This is a genomic window from Haloarcula ordinaria (genome assembly GCF_029338275.1).
Classification (GTDB): Archaea; Halobacteriota; Halobacteria; order Halobacteriales; family Haloarculaceae; genus Haloarcula; species Haloarcula ordinaria.
On record NZ_CP119789.1, the window covers coordinates 232,200 to 253,750 of the forward strand.

Sequence of the window (21,551 nt, forward strand, 5' to 3'; positions counted from 1 at the left end):
CACGACTTTTTGTACCGACCCTCCCGAATCGGACGCTATGACCGACCCGGAGTACCCCATCGACGACCTCGACCGGCGTATCATCTACGCCCTGCAGCAGGACGCTCGGCACACCTCCGCCAGTGAAATCGCGGAGTCGCTCGACGTCTCGGCCCGCACCGTCCGGAACCGCATCTCGAAACTGGAGGAAGCCGACGTCATCCGCGGGTACGACGTCGACGTCGACTACGAGGCCGCCGGCTACCAGCTACATACACTCATCGTCTGTACCGCCCCGATTCACGAACGCGAGGAGATCGCACAGCGTGCCCTCGACGTGGAGGGCGTCGTCGCCATCCGGGAGGTCATGACCGGTGCGGACAACGTCCACGTCGAAGTGGTCGGCACCGACGGGAACGACCTCAGCCGCATCGGTCGGGACCTCAACGACATCGGGCTCGAAGTGGTCGACGAAGACCTCATCCGCAACGAGTACACGCGGCCGTTCCACCTCTTCGGCGTCGACGAAGTGAGGAGCGCGACCGAACAGTCTTGATTCCGCCGACCTGATATTCTAGGTGTTTTAATTCCGATGCGGAATAATAACTATAGATTTATCCGCATTCGGAACTGAGTTCGAAATGGAGGCGATGTGTGACGAGACCGGCAGGTCCCTCGACGCAGTCGGTCCGCCCGACCCTGTGTCGGCGACTCGCGTGCCACTCACACCCGCTCGCCGCCGACCCTCATCCCATGACGCTTCGAACATCCCTTCGAGACGCACTCGCTCGCACTGCAGGACCGCCCCGACTCGCCGTCGTCAGCGATTGGCACGTCGGCGCTGCGCTCGCCACCGCGTACGATAGCGTCGACGTCCGTCTCGTCACTGACCACGCGGGTGTCGCCGGGCAGGTGCCCGACGGCGTTCGGGTGACAGTCGGTGACCTGACCGCGGTCGATACCTTACAGGGTGCGACAGACGCCGCCGCTGCAGTCGTTGCACTGCGGTCTGACCGGCGGGCACTCCTGGTGACGCAGTTGCTCCGGACGCAGTTCGATATCGACTCCGTCGTCGTCCTCCTCAACGACCCACAGCGCCGCGATGCCATCGCGGACCTCGCTTCGGCGGTCGTCTGCGGGTCGACCTGCCTCGCTACTGAACTGCAGCGCACGGTCGAAACGACGCTCGGCGAAGCCGAATCCGTCTGACGATGACGAAGGACCTCGAACGAGACCTCGGTCTCCCGTCCGTACTCGCCATCAGCATCGGTGCGATGATCGGGAGCGGCATCTTCATCCTGCCGGCACTCGCGCTCGAAATCGCCGGTCCAGCTGTCATTCTCGCGTACGCACTCGCGGGCCTGCTGGTCGTTCCGGCCGCCCTCTCGAAATCGGAGATGGCGACTGCGATGCCCGAGGCAGGTGGGACGTACATCTACATCGAACGCGGGATGGGGCCGTTGCTCGGAACCGTCGCCGGGGTCGGGACGTGGTTCTCGCTGTCGTTCAAGGGCGCGCTCGCGCTCGTCGGCGGCGTCCCGTACCTGCTCTTGCTGTTCGACCTGCCGCTGAAACCCGTCGCGCTGGGTCTGGCGGCGGTGTTGATACTGGTGAACCTGTTCGGCGCGAAACAGACGGGGCGACTCCAGGTCGCCATCGTCGTCGTCATGCTGGCGGCGCTCGGCTGGTTCGCCGCCGGAAGCGCGACCAGCGTGCAGTCGGCCAACTACGTCGACTTCTTCGACGCCGGCGTCGGTGGCCTGCTCGCGGCGACCGGGCTGGTCTTCGTGTCCTACGCAGGCGTCACGAAGGTCGCGAGCGTCGCCGAAGAGGTCGAAGACCCCGGCCGGAACATCCCGCTCGGCATCCTCGGGTCGCTGGCGTTCACGACCGTGCTGTACGTGGCAATCGTCGCCGTCCTGGTCGGGATAACGGACCCCGGCACCGTCGCCGGGTCGCTGACCCCGGTCGCCGTCGCCGCGGAGGTGACGCTCGGACAGGCCGGGGTCGTCGCCGTCATCCTCGCAGCCATCCTCGCGCTCATCTCGACGGCCAACGCCGGTATCCTCTCCTCGTCGCGCTATCCGTTCGCGATGAGTCGGGACAACCTGGCGCCGCCGTCGCTCTCGTCGGTCAGCGAGCGGTTCGGAACCCCGGTGACCTCGATCACCCTCACGGGTGCAGTGTTGCTCGTGCTCATCGCGTTCGTTCCGATTCTGGAGATCGCGAAACTCGCCAGCGCCTTCCAGATTATGGTGTTCGGACTCATCAACGTGGCGCTCGTCGCGTTCCGCGAGGGGAGCGCGGAGTACGAGCCCGAGTTCACGTCCCCGCTGTACCCGTGGGTGCAGATCTTCGGGGCCGTCACCGGCGTGGCGCTGCTGACGCAGATGGGGACCGTCGCCCTGGCCGGTGCCGCGCTCATCACGCTTGGCAGCGTCGTCTGGTACGTGCTCTACGTCCGCCCGCGCGTCCGCCGGGAGGGCGTCGCGACGGACGCGATCCGGCGGCAGGTCGGCCGGAGTGCGCTCACCGACATCGAGTCCGGGCCCGCGGACGCGACCCGCGAGGTGCTCGTCGCGCTCACGAAAGACGTAGACGAGCGACGCGAGCGCGCGCTCGTCGGCCTCGCTGCGGACGTCGTCCGGGGTGACGACGGCCAGGTCGTAGTCGTGCGCTTCGAGGAGATACCCGACCAGGCGCCGCTGACCGAGAACGCGACCGTCCAGTCGTCCTCTGACATCGCGTTCGAGACGCGGGCGGCGACGCTCGCAGCCGAGTTCGACGTCGACGTCGAGGCCGACGAGATCGTCAGTCACGACACGAAACACGCCATCGTCAACTTCGCCGAACACAGGGGCGTGGACGCGATACTGGCCGAACACGAACCGCTCCGGCTGCGCTCGCGGCTGTTCGGCGACCCGATCGACTGGGTCGTCAGACACGCGCCGTGTGACGTCCTCCTCGTCGACAATCTCGGCTACGAGCGAGCGGAACAGATCGCGCTCACGGGCGACGGCGGGCCGTATCCACCGCTGGCGGTGAACATCGCGGAGTCGGTCGCCAGTGCCAACGGCGGTGGAATCTCGCTGTGGGAGGTGGCCGACCACGACCGCACCGACCGCCACGCACGGACGCGGGACGACTACCAGTCCGACCTCACCGAGCTGCTCTCGGTTCCGGTTCGAACCGAGTCGGTCAGGACCGACGGCGGACAGCTCCGGCGCACCGACCTGCTCGTCCGTCGCGGGGCCGACCACCGACTGCGACACGTGTTGTTCGACGACCGGCCGACGATTCCGAATCCGGGGTGTACGACCGTCACGGTCTATCCCCACGAGTCGCTCCGCCCGCCGTTCTCGCGCCGACTGCTCGAACGGGCGTTCTTCTAACCGTTCGACGAACGACCGGGGCGTGGTGCACCACCGCCGGGTCAGGTCTCGTCGCGGCCGGCGTCGGTCGGTACTTCGGTCGACTCACGTCCGAACAGGTCACCGGGCACGTCGGCCACCGAAAGCGAGACGTCGCGCTGCGGGAAGGGAATCTCGACGCCCTCGGCCTGGAACCGGTGGTAGATTTCACTGTTGAGCTTGTGGGTCGCGCGCGCTGTCAACGCCGGGTTCGACACCCAGCACAGCAACTCGAAGTTCAGCGACGACCCGCCGAACTCGCGGAACCGGACGCGTGGCTTCGGTCGTTCGATGACCAGGTCCTCGTACTCGGCGACGTCCAACAGAATCGCTTCGACCTGGTCGATGTCGCTCCCGTAGGCGACACCGATGGGCACGCGGATGCGGCGCTTTCGCTTCGGCGTCGACTCGTTGACGATGGCGGCGCTGTTCAGCGTCGCGTTCGGGACGGTGACGAGGATGTCGTCGCGAGTCCGGATGACCGTCGAGCGGACAGAGATGTCCTCGACGCGGCCCCGTTCACCAGTCTCGAGGACGACGAAGTCGCCGACCTTGTAGGTGCCATCGAGGTACAGCGACAGCGACCCGAAGAAGTTCGCGAGCGTGTCGCGGGCGGCCAGGCCGACGATGATACCGATGACGCCGGCCGACGCCAGCAGCGGCGTGACGTCGATGTCCCAGAGGACGAGCAGCAGGAAGATGCCGAGCCCGGAGACCAGCGCGCTCCAGACGTTCTGGAGGATGGGGACGACCTGCCGGTCGATGTAGCGGCTGTCGGTGATGCGACTCGAGACCCGCCGGCCGGTCCGGATGAGCAGGAGCATCCAGACGACGATGACGACCGACAGCGTCCCCGCTTCGAGCGGGACGGCGACGTCCGGCGACACCTCGTACACCTGCGTCCCGGCGTACAGGCCGCCGACCGCGAGCGTGAGATACAGGCCGGTGTGGACCGCCCGCAGGACGATGTCGTCGACCTCGCCGTCGATGCGCTCGGTCACCCGCCGCATGTACCGGTCGCCGAGGACGTTGACCAGTGCGGCGAGGAAGAGCCCGGAGACGACGAGCAGCGTGAACCCCTGCCAGACCGGCAGGGCCGCCAGCGCGTCGAGGAGAGCGCTATCCAGTTGCATATCAACTAATGAACACCACGGTATAAATACTGGACGCACCAGTGGCGAACGCCCCGGCCCGCTGGGAGTCCGGGGACGTCCGCGAAACCGAACCGCCTTTGTCCCCCAACCGACTGCACCGTGCATATGAACCCGATTCTGGTCGCCGTCGTGCTCGGAATCCTCCAGGGGGTGCTGGAGTGGATTCCGGTCTCCAGCGAGGGCGGGGTCGCCCTGGCGTCGACGGCGCTCACGGGCGTCTCGCCGGCCGCAGCGACCCGGCTCGCGCTCTTCTTGCACGCCGGAACGGCCATCTCGGCGGTCGTCTACTACCGACGCGAGGTCCGCGACATCGTCGACTCCGTCCGCGAGCTCTCGCGACGGCCGTTCGCCGACGAGACGGCCGACCTCTCTTTCATCGTCGTCGCGACGCTCGCGACCGGCGTCACGGGCCTGCCGGCGTACGCGCTGCTGGACGCCGCCGTATCCGAGCTCGAAGGGGGACTCTTCCTGGCGCTCGTCGGCGGCCTGCTCGTGGTCACCGGCCTCGTCCAGCGCTTCGCGGCGGCGCTCTCGCTGGGCGAGCGCGAGATTCCGAACTGGCTCGACGCCGTCTTCGTCGGCGTCCTCCAGGGGTTGGCCATCCTCCCCGGGATCTCGCGGTCGGGGACCACCGTCAGCGCGCTGCTCCTGCGGGGCCACGAGGGCGAGTCGTCCCTTCGCCTCTCCTTTCTGCTCTCCATCCCAGCCGCGCTGGCGGCGAACGCGCTCATTCTCGTCGACGACGGCGTGCCGGCCATCGAACCGGTCGGAGCGGTCGTCGCGCTTGCAGTCAGCGCCGTCGTCGGCTACCTGACCGTCGGCGCACTCGTTCGACTGGTCCGCCAGGTACCGTTCTGGGCGGTCTGTACGGTCTTCGGCGGCCTCGGCGTCGTCGGTGGCCTCCTCGTCGCGCTCTAAGAACACGATGGAAGTTATATATCGTCCGGCGACAACTCTCCCGTAGTTGCGGCCATGAGTGGTGACGAACAGAAGGTCGTTGACGCGTCCGGCGACGTCCAGTACGTCGTCCGGAACGGCGACCCGGTCGCGGCCCCCCAGTGGCAATCCTGCCGCTTCGTCGTCACCAACAAGCGGCTCGTTCTGGCCACGAACGGCAACAAGCAACAGATACCGCACTCGAAGATATCCATCCCGAGCGACCCCGAGTCCGTCGTCCCCGACGGCCTCCCGAGCAACACGACGGTGCTGGAGATTGGAGACAACGTGCTCGTCGTCGACGCCGGGAACGTCGACGACTTCCAGACGGCGTACTGTCGGGCGACGCTCCACGGCAAGGTCATCCTTGCACGGGACCCCGCGGTCGTCGGGGGCGTGGTCCAGGACGAGGCCGAGTGGACGAAAGCCCGGTTCAGACTCGACGACGACATGGTCCGCCTGCAGTTCCCCGACGGCGGGTCGACGGCCTTCGAGGTGGCGGACGTCGGGACCATCGAGACCAGCGAGAGTACCGTCCTGGGCGAGCTCCGCCAGGTCATCGAGGTCGAACACACCGACGAGGAGGACCGTAGCGTCGAGACGCACCTCTCCGGCATGCCCCACCACACGAACGCCCTCGAGACGCTCTTCTCGCGGGTGGTCGACCAGCGCGAGGACGACTACGAGCTCACGGACCTAGAGAGCCAGGTGCTGATGGGGCTGTACTCCGGTGTCTCGCCGTTCGAGATGGCCGACTTCGTCGGCATCGGCCCGGACGAGGTCGAAGAGATCTACCAGAAACTGCTGGACGTCGGCGCCGTCGACAAGGTCCGGACCCGGACGGAGGTCTCGCTGAACGCGCAGGGGCGGAATATGGCGAGTGAAGCGATGAGTGAGCAGTAGCGAGGGACGCGACCGAAGGGAGCGACCCTCGAGAAGCGGAACGGCGACCGTCTCAGAGGGCTTCCTCGCCCTCGACGGCGACGCCGTAGTCCGTCTCGACGAGGGAGACGTCGGGGGGGAGCGACGACGGGGCGACGGGTGTCAGCTCCAGCATGTCGCCGTCCCGGGTCTCGACCCACTCCTTCTCGGAGTCCTCGTCCCAGTTGATGGGGGTCCATTCGCCCGCCTCCAGGCGGCGCCACAGTTCGAGGGGGCTGTAGTAGCGACCGGTGTCACTCCGGTAGATGGTGTCCGAAGAGTTCATACGAGGGAGAAAGACCGCCCCGGTTGTATCGGGTGTGCCTAGTTACGTTAACTGAGGCGATGAGCCGGCCGTCGCGTCACTCGTCTCCGCCCGCCGTCACCGCATCGAGGGTCCAGAAGAACCCGTAGTACGCGACGATGCCGCCCAGCAGCGTGAGGTAGTAGAGCCACTGCGGCGCGCCCATGAGGACGTCGAGGACGACGGTGACGACGGTCACCCACGCGATGGCGAACACCATGTCGACGACCATCCCCGAGCGGTGCTCCTGGATGTGCCGGCCGATGGCTTCGAGTCGGCTCACCGGTGCCCTCCGCAGTGGGTCGGCAGCATCGGCTCAGTCCTCGCCGTGTTCGTCGACGACCAGGACCGGTCGATGCGTCGAGCGCAGGACGCGTTCGGTGACGCTCCCGAGCAGCGCACGCTTGACGCCGGAGCGGCCGTGACTGCCCATGACGACGATGTCGATATCGTTGGCCTCGGCGTAGTCGGCGATGACCGAGTGGGGCCGACCGACGCGGACGTCTTCGACGACGTCGAGTCCGTGTTCGGCGGCCGCGTCGGCGACGGCGCCGGTGGCTGCGTTGGCCTTCTCCTCCAGCTCTTCCATGTCGCCGAAGTGGCCCTGGCGGATGCGGTCGACCTGCTCGGTACCGAGCCCGAGGTTGACCGCGTCGATGTCGACGACGTACAGCGCGTGGAGTGTGGCGTCGTACTTGCGGGCGAGGTCGATCGCGTGGTCGACCGCGACTTCCGCGACGTTGCTACCGTCCGTTGGGATGAGGATATGGTCGTACATTGTTAGTCGTCAGAGGGGGCGCCGCCGCTGCCACCGGAACTACTCACGATGTCTTCGGCGGACTGTTGCTGTCCCATCGGCTCGGGGCTGTGACACTGCCGGACCAGCTGCTTGGTCTCGAGGTCGGGTTCGGGCGTCAGCATCGAGACGACGATGGTGACGATGAACACGAGCGGCGTGCCGACCAGCGCCGCGCCGATCGGTGGGACGTACTGTGCGTAGATGGGGACGAGCGCACCACCCTCACCGGCCGCCGCGCCGAGGGCGCCGATGTAGTTGGGCAGCACGCTGTTGACGATGGAGCCGATCCAGAGGAGCAGGCCGACCGACATGCCGGCTAGCGCGCCCTGTCGGTTGGTGTTCTCCCACCAGAGCCCGAGGAAGAACATCGGGAACAGGACGGTGCCCGCGAGCGAGAACGCGTAGGCGACCAGTTCGCCGATGAGCGCCGGCGGGTTGAACGCGGTCACGGTGACCAGCGCACCGATGCCGATGATGGTCGCGCGACCGATGAGGATCTGCTGGCGCTGGGTCGCGTCGGGGTTGACGAGTTCGGTGTAGATGTCGTGGGCGACGGCCGACGAGGCAGTGATGAACAGCCCCGCAGTCGTCGCGATCGCCGCAGCCATCGCGCCGGCGGCGACGAGGCCGACGAACCACGACGGCAGGTTGGCGAACTGCGCGGCCAGGACGACGATGACGTCGCCTTCCGCCCCGGTCATCGCCTGCTCGCCCGTGAAGACGGCCTCGGGGGAGATGTCGTTGACCGACGCGAACAGGTCGACGCCGAAGGCCGCCATCGCGGGGGCGGCCCAGTACAGCAGGAGGATGAAGAACAGCCCCCAGACGGTCGACCAGCGGGCGGTCCGCTCGGACTCGACCGTGTAGAACCGCACCAGGACGTGCGGGAGACCACAGGTCCCGAAGATGAGCGAGAACGCCGTCGCGACCCACAGGTAGTAGGTGTTCCCGCCGGTGAACGGCTCGGAGAACTGTCGGCCGAGCTCGCTGAAGAGCGCGCCGTACTCGATCTGCGGGAGCACCGTCGAGTAGCCCTGCGTCCAGCCGACGACGTAGACGCCCGCGAGGAACGCGATGATGAGGATGACGTACTGGACGGCCATGTTCTTCGTCGCGCCCAGCATCCCCGACAGCGCCAGGTAGCCGACGGTGATGGTCATCATCACGACGATCATCGGGATGATGTCCAGACCGAAGACGTACTGGCCGACCAGGCCCATGCCGCGAGCCTGCCCGACGGAGTAGACGTACGCGATGAGCAGCGTCGTGAACGCGGCCAGCGCCCGTGCGGTGGGCGAGTTGAACCGGTCACCGACGAAGTCCGGTGCGGTGTACTTCCCGAAGCGGCGCATCTGGGCCGCCAGGAAGATGAGCAGGACGAAGTAGCCGGTCGTCCAGCCGACGATGAACGCCAGGCCGTAGAAGCCCGCGAGCGCGACTAGCCCGGCCAGCCCGAGATACGACGCGGCGGACATCCAGTTCGCACCGATGGCCATGCCGTTCTCGATGTTCCCGATGCCGCGGCCCGCGACCCACATGCCCTCGGTGTCGGCCACCTTGAAGAGATAGCCGATGACGAGGAACGAGGCCATCATCAGGAAGACGATGATGGCGGGCAGGAGCTTGAACGAGATGTCCAGCGCCTCCGCCTGCAGTGGCACCGTCATTCCGCGACCCCTCCGTCGGCCGCCGCAGTCTCACCGGTCGCGTCCTCGTCGTCCATTCCAGCCCCGGTCTGGCTGTGGTCGATGCCGTACTTCTGGTCGAGCTTGTCCCGCTGGCGGGCGTAGACCGCCGCGAGCACGAGCGCCCCGGTCGGGGCACCGAAGGCGACCAGGAAGTAGTGCAGCGGGAAGCCGAGGCCGGGGACAATCATCTGCATCGCTTCGGGGGCGACGGCCGTCGCCGTCACCGGACCGAAGACGATGAGCGCCCAGACGATGAACCCGGTCCACACGATCCTGAGGTGGTCGCGCATGAACGCGGTGCTGGGCTTGAGGATGTTCACCTCCCTGTCGAGGTAGTTGGTCTCTCTGTGTTGCTGTGCGGCCTGTGTCGTGCCACCGTCCGGAGCCAGCGATTCGTCTCCGGAATCGGTGTGCGAGTCAATATCTGTCATGTGTGCTTTGTGTCGTGTCGAATCGTGTCTGTGGTTCGTCCGATGAAACCGCAGTCCCGGGCGCGTTCAGTCGCCCCGGACCTTCGCCTCGATGTCCTCGACGACGTCGGGGTTGCGCAGCGTGCTGGTGTTACCCAGTTCGTCGCCGTTGGCGATGTCCTCGAGCAGGCGGCGCATGATCTTGCCCGACCGAGTCTTGGGCAGCTCGGGGGTGAAGATGACCTGCTCCGGCCGTGCGATGGGGCCGATGGCGTCCTCGACGCCCTCGATGATGCGGTCGCGCAACTCCTCGGTCTCGTCGTAGCCGTCTTCGGTGATGACGTAGGCGTACACCGCCTCGCCCTTTATCTCGTGGTTCCCTCCGACGACGGCCGCTTCCGCGACGCCCTCGACGCCGACGATGGCGCTCTCGATCTCCATGGTCCCGAGGCGGTGTCCCGAGACGTTCAGCACGTCGTCGACGCGGCCCAGCACGGTGATGTAGCCGTCGTCGTCGATCTTCGCGCCGTCCTCCGGGAAGTACACCCACTCGTCGCGGTCGGGGTTGGAGTACTCGTCCCAGTACTCGTCGATGAAGCGCTCGTCGTTCTTGTAGAGGGTGCGGAGCATCCCGGGCCACGGCTTGTTGACAACGAGATAGCCCGCCCGGCCGGCCTCGACCGGATCGCCACCGACGTCGACGATGTCGGCGCTGATACCCGGCAGGGGCGGTCCCGCGGAGCCGGGTTTCATGTCCCCGACGCCCGGCAGCGTCGTCAGCATCATGCCGCCCGTCTCGGTCTGCCACCAGGTGTCGACCACGGGACACTCCTCGCGGCCGATGTGCTTGTAGTACCACTTCCAGGCCCGCGGGTTGATGGGTTCGCCGACCGTGCCGAGCAGCCGCAGGCTCGAGAGGTCGTGTTGCTCGGGGTACTCCTTGCCCCACTTCATGAACGCCCGAATCGCCGTGGGTGCGGTGTACAGCTGAGTGACGTCGTAGTCCTCGACGATCTGCCAGAGGCGGTCTTTGTCGGGGTAGTCTGGCGTCCCCTCGTACATCACGGTGGTCGTCCCGAGTGCGAGCGGCCCGTAGACGATGTAGGAGTGACCAGTAATCCAGCCGATGTCCGCCGAACACCAGTAGGTGTCGTCGGGCTTGATGTCCAGCACCGACTGGCTCGTCCAGGCGGCGTACGAGAGGTAGCCGCCGGTTGTGTGTTTCACGCCCTTGGGCTGGCCGGTGGTGCCCGAGGTGTACATGAGGAAGAGCATGTCCTCGGCGTCCCGGGTGACCGGGTCGACCTCGGCGCCCGCGTACTCGGCGACGAGCTCGTCGTAGTCGTGCTCGCCGGCTTTCATCGGGTGGTCGTAGTCGTCGTCGAGCCGGTCGACGACGATAGTCTCGACGTCGTGCCCGACGTCGTCGAGGCCCTCGTCGGCCTTCCCCTTGTGCTCCAGGGGGTCGCCGCGACGGTAGTAGCCGTCACACGTCACGAGGAACTCCGAGTCCGCGGACTCCATCCGCGTCGCCAGCGCGTCCGCCGAGAAGCCCGCGAAGACGACGGAGTGTGGCGCGCCGATGCGAGCACACGCCAGCATGGCGATGGGCAGCTCGGGGATCATCGGCATGTACATCGTGACCACGTCGTCCTCCTCGACGCCCAGGTCCCGCAGCGCGGCGGCGAACTCGTTGACCTCGCGGTGGAGGTCGTCGTAGGTGTAGGTACGCTTCTCGCCGAGCTCGCCGATCCACTCGATGGCGGCCTCGTCGCCGCGATCCGCGAGGTGGCGGTCGAGACAGTTCGCCGAGGCGTTCAGTTCGCCGTCGACGAACCACTCGTAGAACGGCGCGTCGCTGTCGTCGAGTACCTGGTCCCACTCTTCCTCCCAGTCGAGCAGTTCGGCCGCACGCTCCCAGGCGTCGGGCCAGTTCTCATCGAACTCCTCGTAGATCGCCTCGTCGTTGACGTTCGCCTGCTCGACGAACGACTCCGGCGGCTCGAAGACTTCCTGTTCTTCGAGTCGCGCCTCGAGTTGGACATCGTCATCTGACATGGTCTATCACTCACAATTAACAGCGACCATATAAACGGGGTGTCTAACTATCTCGCAGGGTGACAGAAATTCGAGGCGGCGTCACTCGCCGAGCGACGGCGGCCGGCGGCTCGGCGTCTCGGTGAAAAACTCCGTCAGCAGCGCCTGCTGGGCCTTTCTGAGGTGGTTGTGGAGCGTCGGCGAGGCGACGTCCAGCGAGTCGGCCAGCTCCTCCGCGGTGGTTCCACGGGGCCACTCGAAGTAGCCGCTGTGGTAGGCCGCCCGGAGCACCGTCTCCTGGCGGTCGGTCAGCCGGTCGGCGAAGCGCTCGCGGAAACCGACGTCCGTCTGGACGGGGCGTTCGGCCTCGCGCTTGGCCGTGAGCGTCGTATCGGGGTATGCGTCGACGACGGCGTCGACGACGGGCCGGAGGTCGGCCTCGCCGGGCAGGTCGACGAGGATGGTCGCGGCCCCGCCCTCGACCGAGAGGTCACAGACCCGCGCGCCGCTCTCGACCAGCGTCAGCGCCGGGGCCGCGCTGACGACCACCTCGACCAGGGCGCCGTCGCCGTAGTTCTCGATGAGCCGCGCATCGGTGACCGTCGGGTCGTCGACGGCGTAGGCGAGCACGTCGGCCGCGGGCGCGCCGTCGACTACGAGGTAGTACAGCAGCGACTGGCCGCTGACGGGAACGACTCCCGAGAGGTCGACCGAGCAGTCGAGTTCGCCGGAGAGCCCGACGGTGAAGGCCGTGGCGTCGCTGCAGTCGAACTCCAGTTCGGTGACGACGTCGGCAAGCAGCAGCCGCTTTCGCTCGATGGCCGTCACGGCGTGGCCAACCTGTGCGCCCAGCGCGGTGAGCAACTTCCGCTCGGTGTCGTCGACCGGGGCCTCGGTTCCGAGCGCGAGCACGCCCGAGACGGTCGTATCGCCGGTGACGGGGACGAACGCGAGAGCGCCGTCGCTACGTTCGACCACCTGCGTCTCGTGGTCCTCCAGCGCCATCCCCAGGTCGTCGGCGAACTCCCCGAGCTGGGCCTGGATTCGCTCCGAGCCGAGGCCCGCGCCACAGCTCTGCGTGAGGCCGTCGCCGGTCCGCTCGGCCGTCCACGCGAAGCGAAAGCCCTCGGTGTCGGCGAGGCGGTCACACACCGTCTGCTCGATCTCCGTCCCGGTCGCCGCGCGCGTGAGTCCCTCGCCGACGTCGGCGGCGACGGCGACCGTCCGGTGGAGCAGCGCCGACGCCTCGGTCCCGTCCTCGTCGGCCATCGCCGCGACGGTCGCGTCGCGGTCGGGCTCGTCCAGCAGAGGTTCGAGCCGGGCCAGGCGGTCCCAGCCGCCGAGCGCACAGACGACCTGCGGGGGGACGCCGTCGTCGAGCAACCCAGCGGCGAACCGCCAGCGGAGGTCCCGCGAGGAGACGTCACCGACTTCGGGGACGCGGTCTGCGACCTCGCCGACGAGCATCTGGAGTCGGCGGGCCGACACCGGCACCAGCGGGTCGTCGTCGGCGCTGTCGGTCGCGCTCGCGTACTTCCGCAGGTCGTGTTCCACCTCGGCCGGCAGGTACGCCTCGCGAGCGACGCCGTCCTCGGCGCGCACCGAGAGGAAGAAGTGGTCCTCGTGGCTCGAGACGTCGGCCAGGCGCACGCGTGTCATCTCCGCTGGCCGCAGCCCGACCTCCGCCCCGAGGCGCAAGACGAGGTCCTCACGGTGCGTCTGGGCGGCGCGCCGGAGACGCTCGTATCCCCGCGTACCGAGGACGTCCTTCGTTGTCGGCATCGTTGTTTCGGAACTTCTGGATAATACGAAATAAGTTTGCCGGCTGAATTGCCCACGAATCGCGATACTCACCTCAAACACGAAAAGTGGCGTTCAGAACACCCGATTTTCGTTTCGCTAGACAAAAAGATGCCGAAACAGTCACTCCTCGTTCGTGGCCGACTGCAGCTCGCCGAGAATCTCGGGGTTGCGGAGCGCACTCGTGTCACCGAGGTCCTCGCCGTTGGCGACGGCCGTCAGGAGGCGGCGCATCACCTTCCCCGACCGGGTCTTCGGCAGGTCCGGGGTGAACACGACCGCCTCTGGCCTGGCGACGCCGCCGATGGCGTCGGCGACGGCCGCCTCGATACGGTCCTGCAGGGCCGCCTCGTCCTGCCCCCGCTCGGGCGAGACGTACGCATAGATGGCCGTCCCGGTGGTCGCGTGGTCGGCGCCGACGACGGCCGCCTCGGCGACGCCGCCGACGCTCGCGATGGTCGACTCCAGTTCCATCGTACTGAAGCGCCGGCCGGCGACGTTGATGGCGTCGTCGACGCGCCCGAGGAACGTCACGTACCCGTCCCCGTCCATCGTCGCTCCGTCCTCGGGGTAGTAGCGCCACTCGTCGCCGTGGGCCGAGACCGCGCCCCAGTCGTCGCCGGCCAGCAGCGACGTGGGCATCCCCGGCCACGGTCGCGTGACGACGAGTTCGCCCGCCTCGTTCCGGTCGACCGCCTCGCCCGCCGGGTCGACGACGGTCGCGTCGATGCCCGGCAGGGCGCGCCCGGCCGACCCCGGTTTCATCGCGTCGACGCCGGGGAGCGTCGAGACGAGAATCGCGCCCGTCTCGGTCTGCCACCAGGTGTCGACCACGGGACACTCCCCGCCACCGATGTGCTCGCGGTACCACCGCCAGGCCCGCTCGTCGATGGGTTCGCCGACCGTGCCGAGCAGCCGCAGGCTCGAGAGGTCGTGTTGCTCGGGGTACTCCTTGCCCCACTTCATGAACGCCCGCACCGCGGTGGGCGCGGTGTAGAAGACGTCGACGGCGTAGCGCTCGACCAGTTCCCACAGGCGGTCCTTCTCGGGGTGGTCCGGCGTGCCGTTGTACAGCACGGTCGTGGTCCCGAGCGCGAGCGGGCCGTAGACGATGTAGGAGTGACCCGTAATCCAGCCGATGTCCGCCGAACACCAGTAGGTGTCCTCGGGCTTGATGTCCAGCACCGACTGGCTCGTCCAGGCGACGTGGGCGAGATAGCCACCCGTCGTGTGGTCGACGGCCTTCGGCTCGCCGGTTGTCCCCGACGTGTAGATGCGAAAGAGCGGGTCGTCGGCGGCCCGCGGGACCGGGTCGACCTCGGCGCCGCGGTGCGAATCGACCAGGTCGTGGTAGTCGTAATCGTCGGACCCGAGGTGGACCTCGCCGCCCAGGTGGTCCAGCACTACCATCGAGACGTCCTGCTCGACGGCGATGCGGGCGTTGTCGGCCTTGTTCTTCTGGGCGACCGCGCTACCCCGTCGGTAGTAGCCGTCACAGGTCACGAGGTGGGCGGACCCCGTCCGTTCCATCCGCTCGGCCAGCGCGTCCGCCGAGAAGCCGGCGAAGACGACGTTGTGCGGCACGCCCAGGCGCGCACAGGCCAGCATCACGACGGGGAGTTCGGGCACCATCGGGAGGTAGACGGTGACGACGTCGTCGGGCCCGACGCCCCGGTCGCGAAGTGCGGCGGCGACGGCGTTGACCTCGCGGTACAGTTCGAGGTACGTGTACGTGCGCGACTCACCGAGGTGGCCCTCCCAGACGAGCGCCAGCTGGTTCTTGCGCTCGGGGAGGTGCCGGTCGATGCAGTTGTACGCGGCGTTCAGTTCGCCGCCGGGGAACCACCCGAAGGGCGGCGTCTCACCGCCGCGGAACACCTCGTCGTAGGGTGTCTCCCAGTCCAGGAGGTCACCGGCCCGGTCCCAGCAGTCGGGCCACTCGGCGTCGAATGCGTCGTAGACGTCGGCGTCACGGACGTTGGCCTGCTCGACGAACCACTCGGGCGGGTCGATAACCGACCGCGCAGAGAGGGAGACGTCGCGGCCAGTACCGTCGCCAGGTGTCATCGGTTGAACCTTTGGATGAGTTACCAAAAGCATTCCTTCTAGACTCGCTGTCTGGATCAGGGCGCGCCTCACCGTTCTCAGTCGCGACACTGCCGGCGGAACATATATTCAGGACTACGCAGAACGAGGAGATACGAGGCCGGTCACGGGATGAGCGACACTGAAAAGAAGATTGCGGACACGCAGGGCCAGTACCTGCAAGCAGTCTCGCAGGGCCAACATCTTACCGACGCCGAGTGGCAGAACTGCCGGCTCATCCTCACCACGGAACGCATTGCGATGATAGCCGACGGGAAGCGCCAGGTCGCGCTTTCGGACATCGACCGCATCGTCGACCGCTTCGACGTCAACCAGCAGAGCGCCGGCGTCTCCGAGTACGTCGGCTTCCACGTCGGCGAGGACGTCATCCTCGTCTCGGCCGCCGACCACGCCGAGTTCGAGACGGACTTCTATCGGGCGAGCCTCGACGGCGAGATCATCCTCGTCCAGCATCCCGCGCTCAAGGGCGGCGTCGTCAAGAACGCCCCGTGGACGAAGGGCCGGCTCAAGATTACCGACGAGGCCGTGAAGCTCGCGATGGCCGACGGGCAGGGCGTCGTCATCGACCGGGCCGACATCGGCTCGCTGGAAGTCGAGGACAAGCAGGTCGAGGGGGCCGAACGGACCGTCATCCAGGTCGAACACAGCGAGGACGACATCAGCGTCGAGACCCATCTCGCCGGCGAGGAGTTCCACGCCACGGTCCTCCGGACGATGCTCGAGGACAGCGCCGAACAGAACCGGGCGGACATCGACCTCTCGGCGACCGAACAGCGGGTCATCATGGCGCTGCACTCCGGTGTCTCGCCGTTCGACATCCCCACCTTCGTCGGCATCGACGTCGAGAAGACCGAGGCGATATTCGACCGCCTCATCGAACTCGACGTCATCAGCGTCCTGCGCGAGCGGACGGAGGTCGACTTGACGACGAAGGGGCGGCGGGTCGCCGGCGAGCGGATGGGAGAGCAGTAGCGAGGGGCGCGAACGAGCACAGCGAGTGAGCGGCCCTCGAAATAGCGCAGCGGGGAGCGACGCGACCCGCGAGCAGTAGGATGCTTCGAAACGTCGAACGCCGGACAGCTCACCGACTGGAAGGAACTCGTTACCCGTCCGAATCGCCAACGAACGGGAACTACCGCGCTGAGACGGCCCGAACGACAGTGTCGGACGAACGTCCAGTTTCCGGGTGGGGAGACGGGTAGGGTCTTGGAGAGTCACCGAGACATGTCGGACAGAAATATCGGTAAGGCCGGCATATTGAAACCCCTTCTCGAGTATGTTGGGGTATGCAAATCGACACGGCAGTCGTCCTCGCAGCCGGCGAAGGGACTCGGTTGCGCCCACTGACGCGCAATCGGCCCAAACCGATGCTGCCGGCGGCCAACCGTCCAATTCTGGAGCACGTCTTCGACGCGCTCGTAGAAGCCGGTATCGAGCAACTGGTGGCCGTCGTCGGGTTCAAGCGCGACCGCGTCCAGGACCACTTCGGGTCGACGTACCGCGGCGTGCCGATAGCCTACGTCGTCCAGGACAAGCAGCTAGGGAGCGGGCACGCGCTCCTGCAGGCCCGACACGCCGTCGACGGGCCCGTACTGGTGCTGAACGGCGACCGACTCATCGACCCGGGGACCGTCGAGGCGGTCGCGAACTCCTACGCCGAGACGGGCGACACGAGCATCGCGGTCGTCGAGCGCCAGGACACCCACCGCTACGGCGCCGTCGAACTGCGGGGCGGTGACATCACAGAGTTCGTCGAGAAGCCACAGTCGGACGACTACCGGCTCATCAACGGCGGCGTCTACGCCTTCGCCGAGACCATCTTCGACGACATCGAGGACACGCCACGCGAGCACGGCGAACTGGGCCTGACCGACACCATCGAACGGCTCGTCGAGTACGACCGCGTCCGCGGCGTCGAGGTCGACGGGATGTGGGTCGACGCGACCTACCCCTGGGACCTGCTGTCGGTCGCCCGCGAGGTACTGGCCCGCGGGCGGCTCGTCGAGACGCGCACGGAGGAGCGCATCTGGGTCGACGACTCCGCGACCGTCCACGAGCGGGCCGTCCTGCAGGGGCCAGTCGTCGTCGGGCCCGACTGCGAAATCGGTCCCTGTGCCGTCGTCGGGCCGAACACCGCGCTGGGGAGCAACGTCACCGTCGGTTCGAACGCCGTCGTCCAGCAGTCCGTCCTCGATGCCGACACGCGGGTGGACCCGGGGTCGACGCTCGTCGACACCGTCACCGGGCAGGACGTCGACCTCGGCGCGAACACCGTCGTCCCCGGCGGTCCCGCGGACGTCCAGGTCGGGACCGACGTCTTCGAGGACCAGCGCCTCGGCGCGGTCATCGCCGACCGTGTCAGCGCGCGGGGCAACGTGAGCTTCGACCCCGGCGCACTCGTCGGTCCGAACGCGACGCTCCACGCGGGTGTGACCGTGAGCGGCAACGTCAGGGAGGACGCGGAGGTGGTCCGCTGATGTGTGGTATCATCGGCTGTGTCGGTCGCGAGGACGCGACGCTCGACACGCTTGTCCACGGCCTCTCGAAACTCGAGTACCGGGGCTACGACTCCGCTGGCGTGGCGCTCACGAGCGCCGGTGCACCGGTGAAGGTCTGTCGGACCGCCGGCAAGATCGACGACCTCCGCGAGTCGCTGGAGGCCGTCACGCTGTCGGGGGCCGTCGGCGTCGGCCACACCCGCTGGAGCACCCACGGGCCGCCGACCGACGAGAACGCGCACCCGCATCAAGACTGCCACGGCGACGTCGCAGTCGTCCACAACGGCATCATCGAGAACTACCAGTCGCTTCGCGACCGGCTCGTCTCGGCGGGCCACACGTTCACCTCCGACACCGACACCGAGGTCATCCCCCACCTGGTCGAGGACGCGCTCGAAGACGGCGCCGAACCGGAGGCGGCGGTTCGCGAAGCCATCGCACAACTCGAGGGGAGTTACGCCGTCGCCGTCGTCATCGCGGGCACGGAAGCGGTGTTCACCGCGCGGCACGACTCGCCGCTCGTCCTCGGGCTGGGCGACGACGCGACCTACCTTGGGAGCGACGTCCCCGCCTTCCGCGATTTCACCGACCAGGTCGTCTACCTCGCCGACGGCGAGTTCGCCCGTCTCGACGCCGACGGCTGGGCGGTCACCGACAGCGACGGCGCGCCTGTCGAGAAAGAGGTCAACACCATCGAGTGGGACGCCGAGGAGACCGGCAAGAGCGGCTACGACCACTTCATGCTCAAGGAGATCCACGAACAACCGCGCGCCCTCCGGCAGTGTCTGCGCGGCCGGGTCGACGAGCTGGCCGGCAGCGTCGACATCGGCGACCTCGGCGACCTCTCGCCGACCGGCATCCAGTTCGTCGCCTGCGGGACCTCCTACCACGCCGCGCTCCACGGGGCGCAGCTGTTCCGGGAGAGCGGTATCCCGGCCCAGGCGTTCCTCGCAAGCGAGTACGCCACCACCCCGCCGCCCATCGGCGACGCGCTGGTCGTCGGCGTCACCCAGAGCGGTGAGACGGCCGACACCCTCTCGGCGCTCCGGGAGGCCCGCCGCCGCGGCGCGCGGACGATGGCGGTCACGAACGTCGTCGGCTCGACGGCCGCCCGCGAATGCGACCACGCGTTCTACATCCGCGCCGGCCCCGAGATCGGCGTCGCCGCGACCAAGACCTTCGCCTCGCAGCTGGCCGCGCTCAACCTGCTCGCGCTCGGGATGACCAGCTGCCCGGACGCTCGCGAGGTCATCGCGGCGCTGCGTGACCTCCCGGGCAACGTCCAGGAGATCCTCGACGAGTCGGCCGCCGCGGCGGTGGCCGAACTGTACGAGGACGCCGACGCGTACTTCTTCATCGGCCGGGGCTACCAGCACCCCGTCGCGCTCGAAGGGGCGCTGAAGATGAAGGAGATTACGTACAAACACGCGGAGGGCTTCGCTGCCGGGGAACTGAAACACGGCCCGCTCGCGCTCGTGACTCAGCACACGCCGGTGTTCGCCATCGTCACCGGCGACGACGAGCGCGCCCGCAAGACCGTGGGGAACGTCAAGGAGGTCGAGGCCCGCGACGCGCCAGTCGTGGCCATCTCCGACGGCCAGAGCGACGTGGACCGCTACGCCGACCAGGTGCTGGAACTGCCCGAGACACATCCGCGGGCCGCCGCGGTGCTCGCGAACATCCACCTCCAGCTGGTGTCGTACCACGTCGCCGCGCGGCTGGGGCGCAACATCGACAAGCCGCGCAACCTCGCGAAGAGCGTGACCGTCGAGTAATAGTCGCAAGTCGCGCTCCGCTTCGGAACCACCGAAAGAATCACGCGTCGACGTCGTAGGCCAGTTCGACCAGCCCGTTCTCGTACGTCGTCGTCTCAGCGTGCTGAAGGTCGGTCCGCTCACCGTCCTCGAAGAGTCGAATCCCCTCGCCCAGGAGCACCGGAGCCAGCGTCAGCCGGAGACGGTCGACCTGCTCGAGCGCGAAGAACGCCCGGGCGAGTTGCGCGCCGCCGACCAGCCAGACGTGGTCGTACTGGCGCTTGAGGTCCGTGACGAGTGCGTCGAGGTCACCGTCGACCAGTTCGACGGCCGCCGTCGCGAGCGGGAGGTCGCGGCTGGTGACCACGTACGTCGGCCGGTCGTCGTAGGGCCAGTCACCGAAGCCCAGGATCTGCTCGTAGGTCGTCGACCCCATCACGAGACAGTCGACCGTCTCGTAGAACGCCTCGTAGCTCCGGGTCACGTCGCTCTCGGCGTCGGTCTGGAACGCGTCGAGCCACTCGACGCCACCGTCCGGTGTCGCGACGTACCCGTCGACGCTGGTCGCGATGTAGAGAGTGGATCGGCCATCAGTCATGGGTGGCCCTTCGCGACCAGCCCAGATACCGCGTTCGCTCGACACCCCGGGAGCCGACCCGGACTCGGTGAGCCGCCGATGACTGGAGAAGACTCGGCGACCGACGGATAGCCTGCGTATGGTTTTGTCAGTGGAGCACGAAGTCTGCAGGTATGCCACACCGACTCGGTTTGACGGGGGACGTCATGCTCGGCCGCCTCGTCGACGAGTACCAGCAGCGCCGGCCCGCGAGCGCGGTGTGGGGCGACCTCGAAGACCGGCTGCGTGACCTCGACGGCCTGTTCGTCAACCTCGAGTGCTGTCTCTCGGCGCGGGGCCGACAGTGGCGACGCACCGAGCGGGCGTTTCACTTCCGCGCGGAGCCCGAATGGGCGGTCCCGGCGCTCGAGACGGTCGGTGTCGACGCCTGCGCGCTGGCGAACAATCACGTCTTCGACTACGAGGAAGAAGCGCTCCTCGATACGCTCACGCACCTCGGCACGGCGGGTATCGCACACGCCGGGGCTGGCGAGAGCCGCGAGGCGGCGTTCGAACCGGCCCTCGTGACGGTCGGCGACCTCGACGTGGCGTTCGTGTCGCTGACCGACAACAGCCCGGAGTACGCCGCCGGCGACGACTCGCCGGGGACGGCGTACGTCGAGATAGACGTCGACGACGCAGAGACACGGGCCGCCGTCGAAGACACGCTCGCCCGCGCGAGGGCCCACGACCCGGACCTCGTGATCGTCTCCCTGCACTGGGGGCCGAACATGGTCGAAGAGCCACCGGAGGCCCACCAGCGGTTCGCTCGCTGGCTCGTATCGGAGGGCGTCGACGTCGTCCACGGTCACAGCGCCCACGTCTTCCAGGGCGTCGAGGTGTACGAAGGCCGGCCGATACTGTACGACACGGGCGATTTCATCGACGACTACGCCGTCGACCCACGCCTGTGGAACGATCGGAGTTTCCTGTTCGAACTGTCCGTGAGCGAGGACGGCGGCCCCGTCGAGCTCCGGCTACTGCCGACAGAAATCGACGACTTCGCCGTCCACCGGGCGAGCGACGGGGCTGCCCAGTGGAGTCGAGCGCGAATCCAGGACCGCTCGGACCCGTTCGGGACGACCTTCGAGCGCGAAGGGGACGCGCTCGTGTACAGGTTCGACCGATGAACGCACGGC

Annotated in this window: 19 protein-coding genes; 9 read left to right on the forward strand and 10 right to left on the reverse strand. The window is 67.6% G+C overall.

Annotated features, from left to right (window positions below; translation table 11 throughout):
• The first annotated feature begins 37 nt into the window (after window positions 1–37).
• The 3 genes from P1L41_RS01260 (at window position 38) to P1L41_RS01270 (ending at window position 3,371) form a co-directional block, all read left to right on the forward strand.
• Window positions 38–535, forward strand: a complete 498-nt coding sequence (locus tag P1L41_RS01260) for an Lrp/AsnC family transcriptional regulator (protein WP_276297071.1) — start codon at window positions 38–40, stop codon at window positions 533–535.
• Window positions 536–732: 197 nt separating this feature from the next.
• On the forward strand, window positions 733–1,188 hold the full coding sequence (locus tag P1L41_RS01265) for a potassium transporter (protein WP_276297072.1): 456 nt from the start codon (window positions 733–735) through the stop codon (window positions 1,186–1,188).
• Between the two features lie 2 nt (window positions 1,189–1,190).
• Window positions 1,191–3,371: a universal stress protein gene (locus P1L41_RS01270; RefSeq protein ID WP_276297073.1), complete on the forward strand. Its 2,181-nt coding sequence runs from the start codon at window positions 1,191–1,193 to the stop codon at window positions 3,369–3,371.
• A gap of 41 nt (window positions 3,372–3,412) precedes the next feature.
• Here the strand turns inward: P1L41_RS01270 and P1L41_RS01275 are convergent, their stop codons facing one another.
• Entirely contained in the window at window positions 3,413–4,522 is a 1,110-nt protein-coding gene (locus P1L41_RS01275) for a mechanosensitive ion channel family protein (protein WP_276297074.1), read from the reverse strand.
• Between the two features lie 126 nt (window positions 4,523–4,648).
• On the opposite strand from P1L41_RS01275, the gene P1L41_RS01280 reads away from it, so the two are divergent.
• Window positions 4,649–5,461, forward strand: a complete 813-nt coding sequence (locus P1L41_RS01280) for an undecaprenyl-diphosphate phosphatase (RefSeq protein WP_276297075.1) — start codon at window positions 4,649–4,651, stop codon at window positions 5,459–5,461.
• Between the two features lie 54 nt (window positions 5,462–5,515).
• Window positions 5,516–6,382 carry a CheF family chemotaxis protein gene (locus P1L41_RS01285; protein ID WP_276297076.1) on the forward strand — a complete coding sequence of 289 codons (867 nt, stop codon included), beginning with the start codon at window positions 5,516–5,518 and terminating at the stop codon, window positions 6,380–6,382.
• Between the two features lie 52 nt (window positions 6,383–6,434).
• Here the strand turns inward: P1L41_RS01285 and P1L41_RS01290 are convergent, their stop codons facing one another.
• The 8 genes from P1L41_RS01290 to acs (P1L41_RS01325) form a co-directional block, all read right to left on the reverse strand.
• Window positions 6,435–6,686, reverse strand: a complete 252-nt coding sequence (locus tag P1L41_RS01290; protein ID WP_276297077.1) for a hypothetical protein — start codon at window positions 6,684–6,686, stop codon at window positions 6,435–6,437.
• Between the two features lie 76 nt (window positions 6,687–6,762).
• Window positions 6,763–6,987: a DUF8119 family protein gene (locus P1L41_RS01295; protein ID WP_276297078.1), complete on the reverse strand. Its 225-nt coding sequence runs from the start codon at window positions 6,985–6,987 to the stop codon at window positions 6,763–6,765.
• A 33-nt stretch (window positions 6,988–7,020) separates the two neighbouring features.
• Window positions 7,021–7,482, reverse strand: a complete 462-nt coding sequence (locus P1L41_RS01300; RefSeq protein ID WP_276297079.1) for a universal stress protein — start codon at window positions 7,480–7,482, stop codon at window positions 7,021–7,023.
• A gap of 2 nt (window positions 7,483–7,484) precedes the next feature.
• Window positions 7,485–9,170, reverse strand: a complete 1,686-nt coding sequence (locus P1L41_RS01305) for a sodium:solute symporter family transporter (protein ID WP_276297080.1) — start codon at window positions 9,168–9,170, stop codon at window positions 7,485–7,487.
• Window positions 9,167–9,622 carry a DUF4212 domain-containing protein gene (locus tag P1L41_RS01310; RefSeq protein ID WP_276297081.1) on the reverse strand — a complete coding sequence of 152 codons (456 nt, stop codon included), beginning with the start codon at window positions 9,620–9,622 and terminating at the stop codon, window positions 9,167–9,169. Before P1L41_RS01310 ends, P1L41_RS01305 begins: the two co-directional genes overlap by 4 nt.
• Window positions 9,623–9,688: 66 nt before the next feature.
• The gene (acs, locus tag P1L41_RS01315; protein ID WP_276297082.1) at window positions 9,689–11,659 is read right to left on the reverse strand and encodes an acetate--CoA ligase; all 1,971 of its coding nucleotides are present in this window, start codon (window positions 11,657–11,659) and stop codon (window positions 9,689–9,691) included.
• 81 nt (window positions 11,660–11,740) lie between these two features.
• Complete coding sequence (locus P1L41_RS01320) at window positions 11,741–13,420, reverse strand: bacterio-opsin activator domain-containing protein (protein WP_276297083.1); 1,680 nt, start codon at window positions 13,418–13,420, stop codon at window positions 11,741–11,743.
• 141 nt (window positions 13,421–13,561) lie between these two features.
• Window positions 13,562–15,505, reverse strand: a complete 1,944-nt coding sequence (gene acs / locus P1L41_RS01325) for an acetate--CoA ligase (protein ID WP_276297084.1) — start codon at window positions 15,503–15,505, stop codon at window positions 13,562–13,564.
• Window positions 15,506–15,655: 150 nt separating this feature from the next.
• Between acs (P1L41_RS01325) and P1L41_RS01330 the strand changes: the two genes are divergently transcribed.
• The 3 genes from P1L41_RS01330 to glmS all read left to right on the forward strand — a co-directional run bounded on the left by P1L41_RS01330 (window position 15,656) and on the right by glmS (window position 19,817).
• Window positions 15,656–16,516: a CheF family chemotaxis protein gene (locus P1L41_RS01330; RefSeq protein ID WP_276297085.1), complete on the forward strand. Its 861-nt coding sequence runs from the start codon at window positions 15,656–15,658 to the stop codon at window positions 16,514–16,516.
• A gap of 314 nt (window positions 16,517–16,830) precedes the next feature.
• The gene (glmU, locus tag P1L41_RS01335) at window positions 16,831–18,021 is read left to right on the forward strand and encodes a bifunctional sugar-1-phosphate nucleotidylyltransferase/acetyltransferase (RefSeq protein WP_276297086.1); all 1,191 of its coding nucleotides are present in this window, start codon (window positions 16,831–16,833) and stop codon (window positions 18,019–18,021) included.
• Window positions 18,021–19,817 carry a glutamine--fructose-6-phosphate transaminase (isomerizing) gene (glmS, locus tag P1L41_RS01340; RefSeq protein ID WP_276297087.1) on the forward strand — a complete coding sequence of 599 codons (1,797 nt, stop codon included), beginning with the start codon at window positions 18,021–18,023 and terminating at the stop codon, window positions 19,815–19,817. Before glmU ends, glmS begins: the two co-directional genes overlap by 1 nt.
• 40 nt (window positions 19,818–19,857) lie before the next feature.
• On the opposite strand, the gene P1L41_RS01345 is transcribed toward glmS, so the two are convergent.
• On the reverse strand, window positions 19,858–20,394 hold the full coding sequence (locus tag P1L41_RS01345) for a dihydrofolate reductase family protein (protein WP_276297088.1): 537 nt from the start codon (window positions 20,392–20,394) through the stop codon (window positions 19,858–19,860).
• A 152-nt stretch (window positions 20,395–20,546) separates the two neighbouring features.
• On the opposite strand from P1L41_RS01345, the gene P1L41_RS01350 reads away from it, so the two are divergent.
• Window positions 20,547–21,542 (forward strand): CapA family protein, encoded by a 996-nt coding sequence (locus tag P1L41_RS01350; RefSeq protein ID WP_276297089.1) that lies wholly within the window; start codon window positions 20,547–20,549, stop codon window positions 21,540–21,542.
• Window positions 21,543–21,551: the final 9 nt, after the last annotated feature.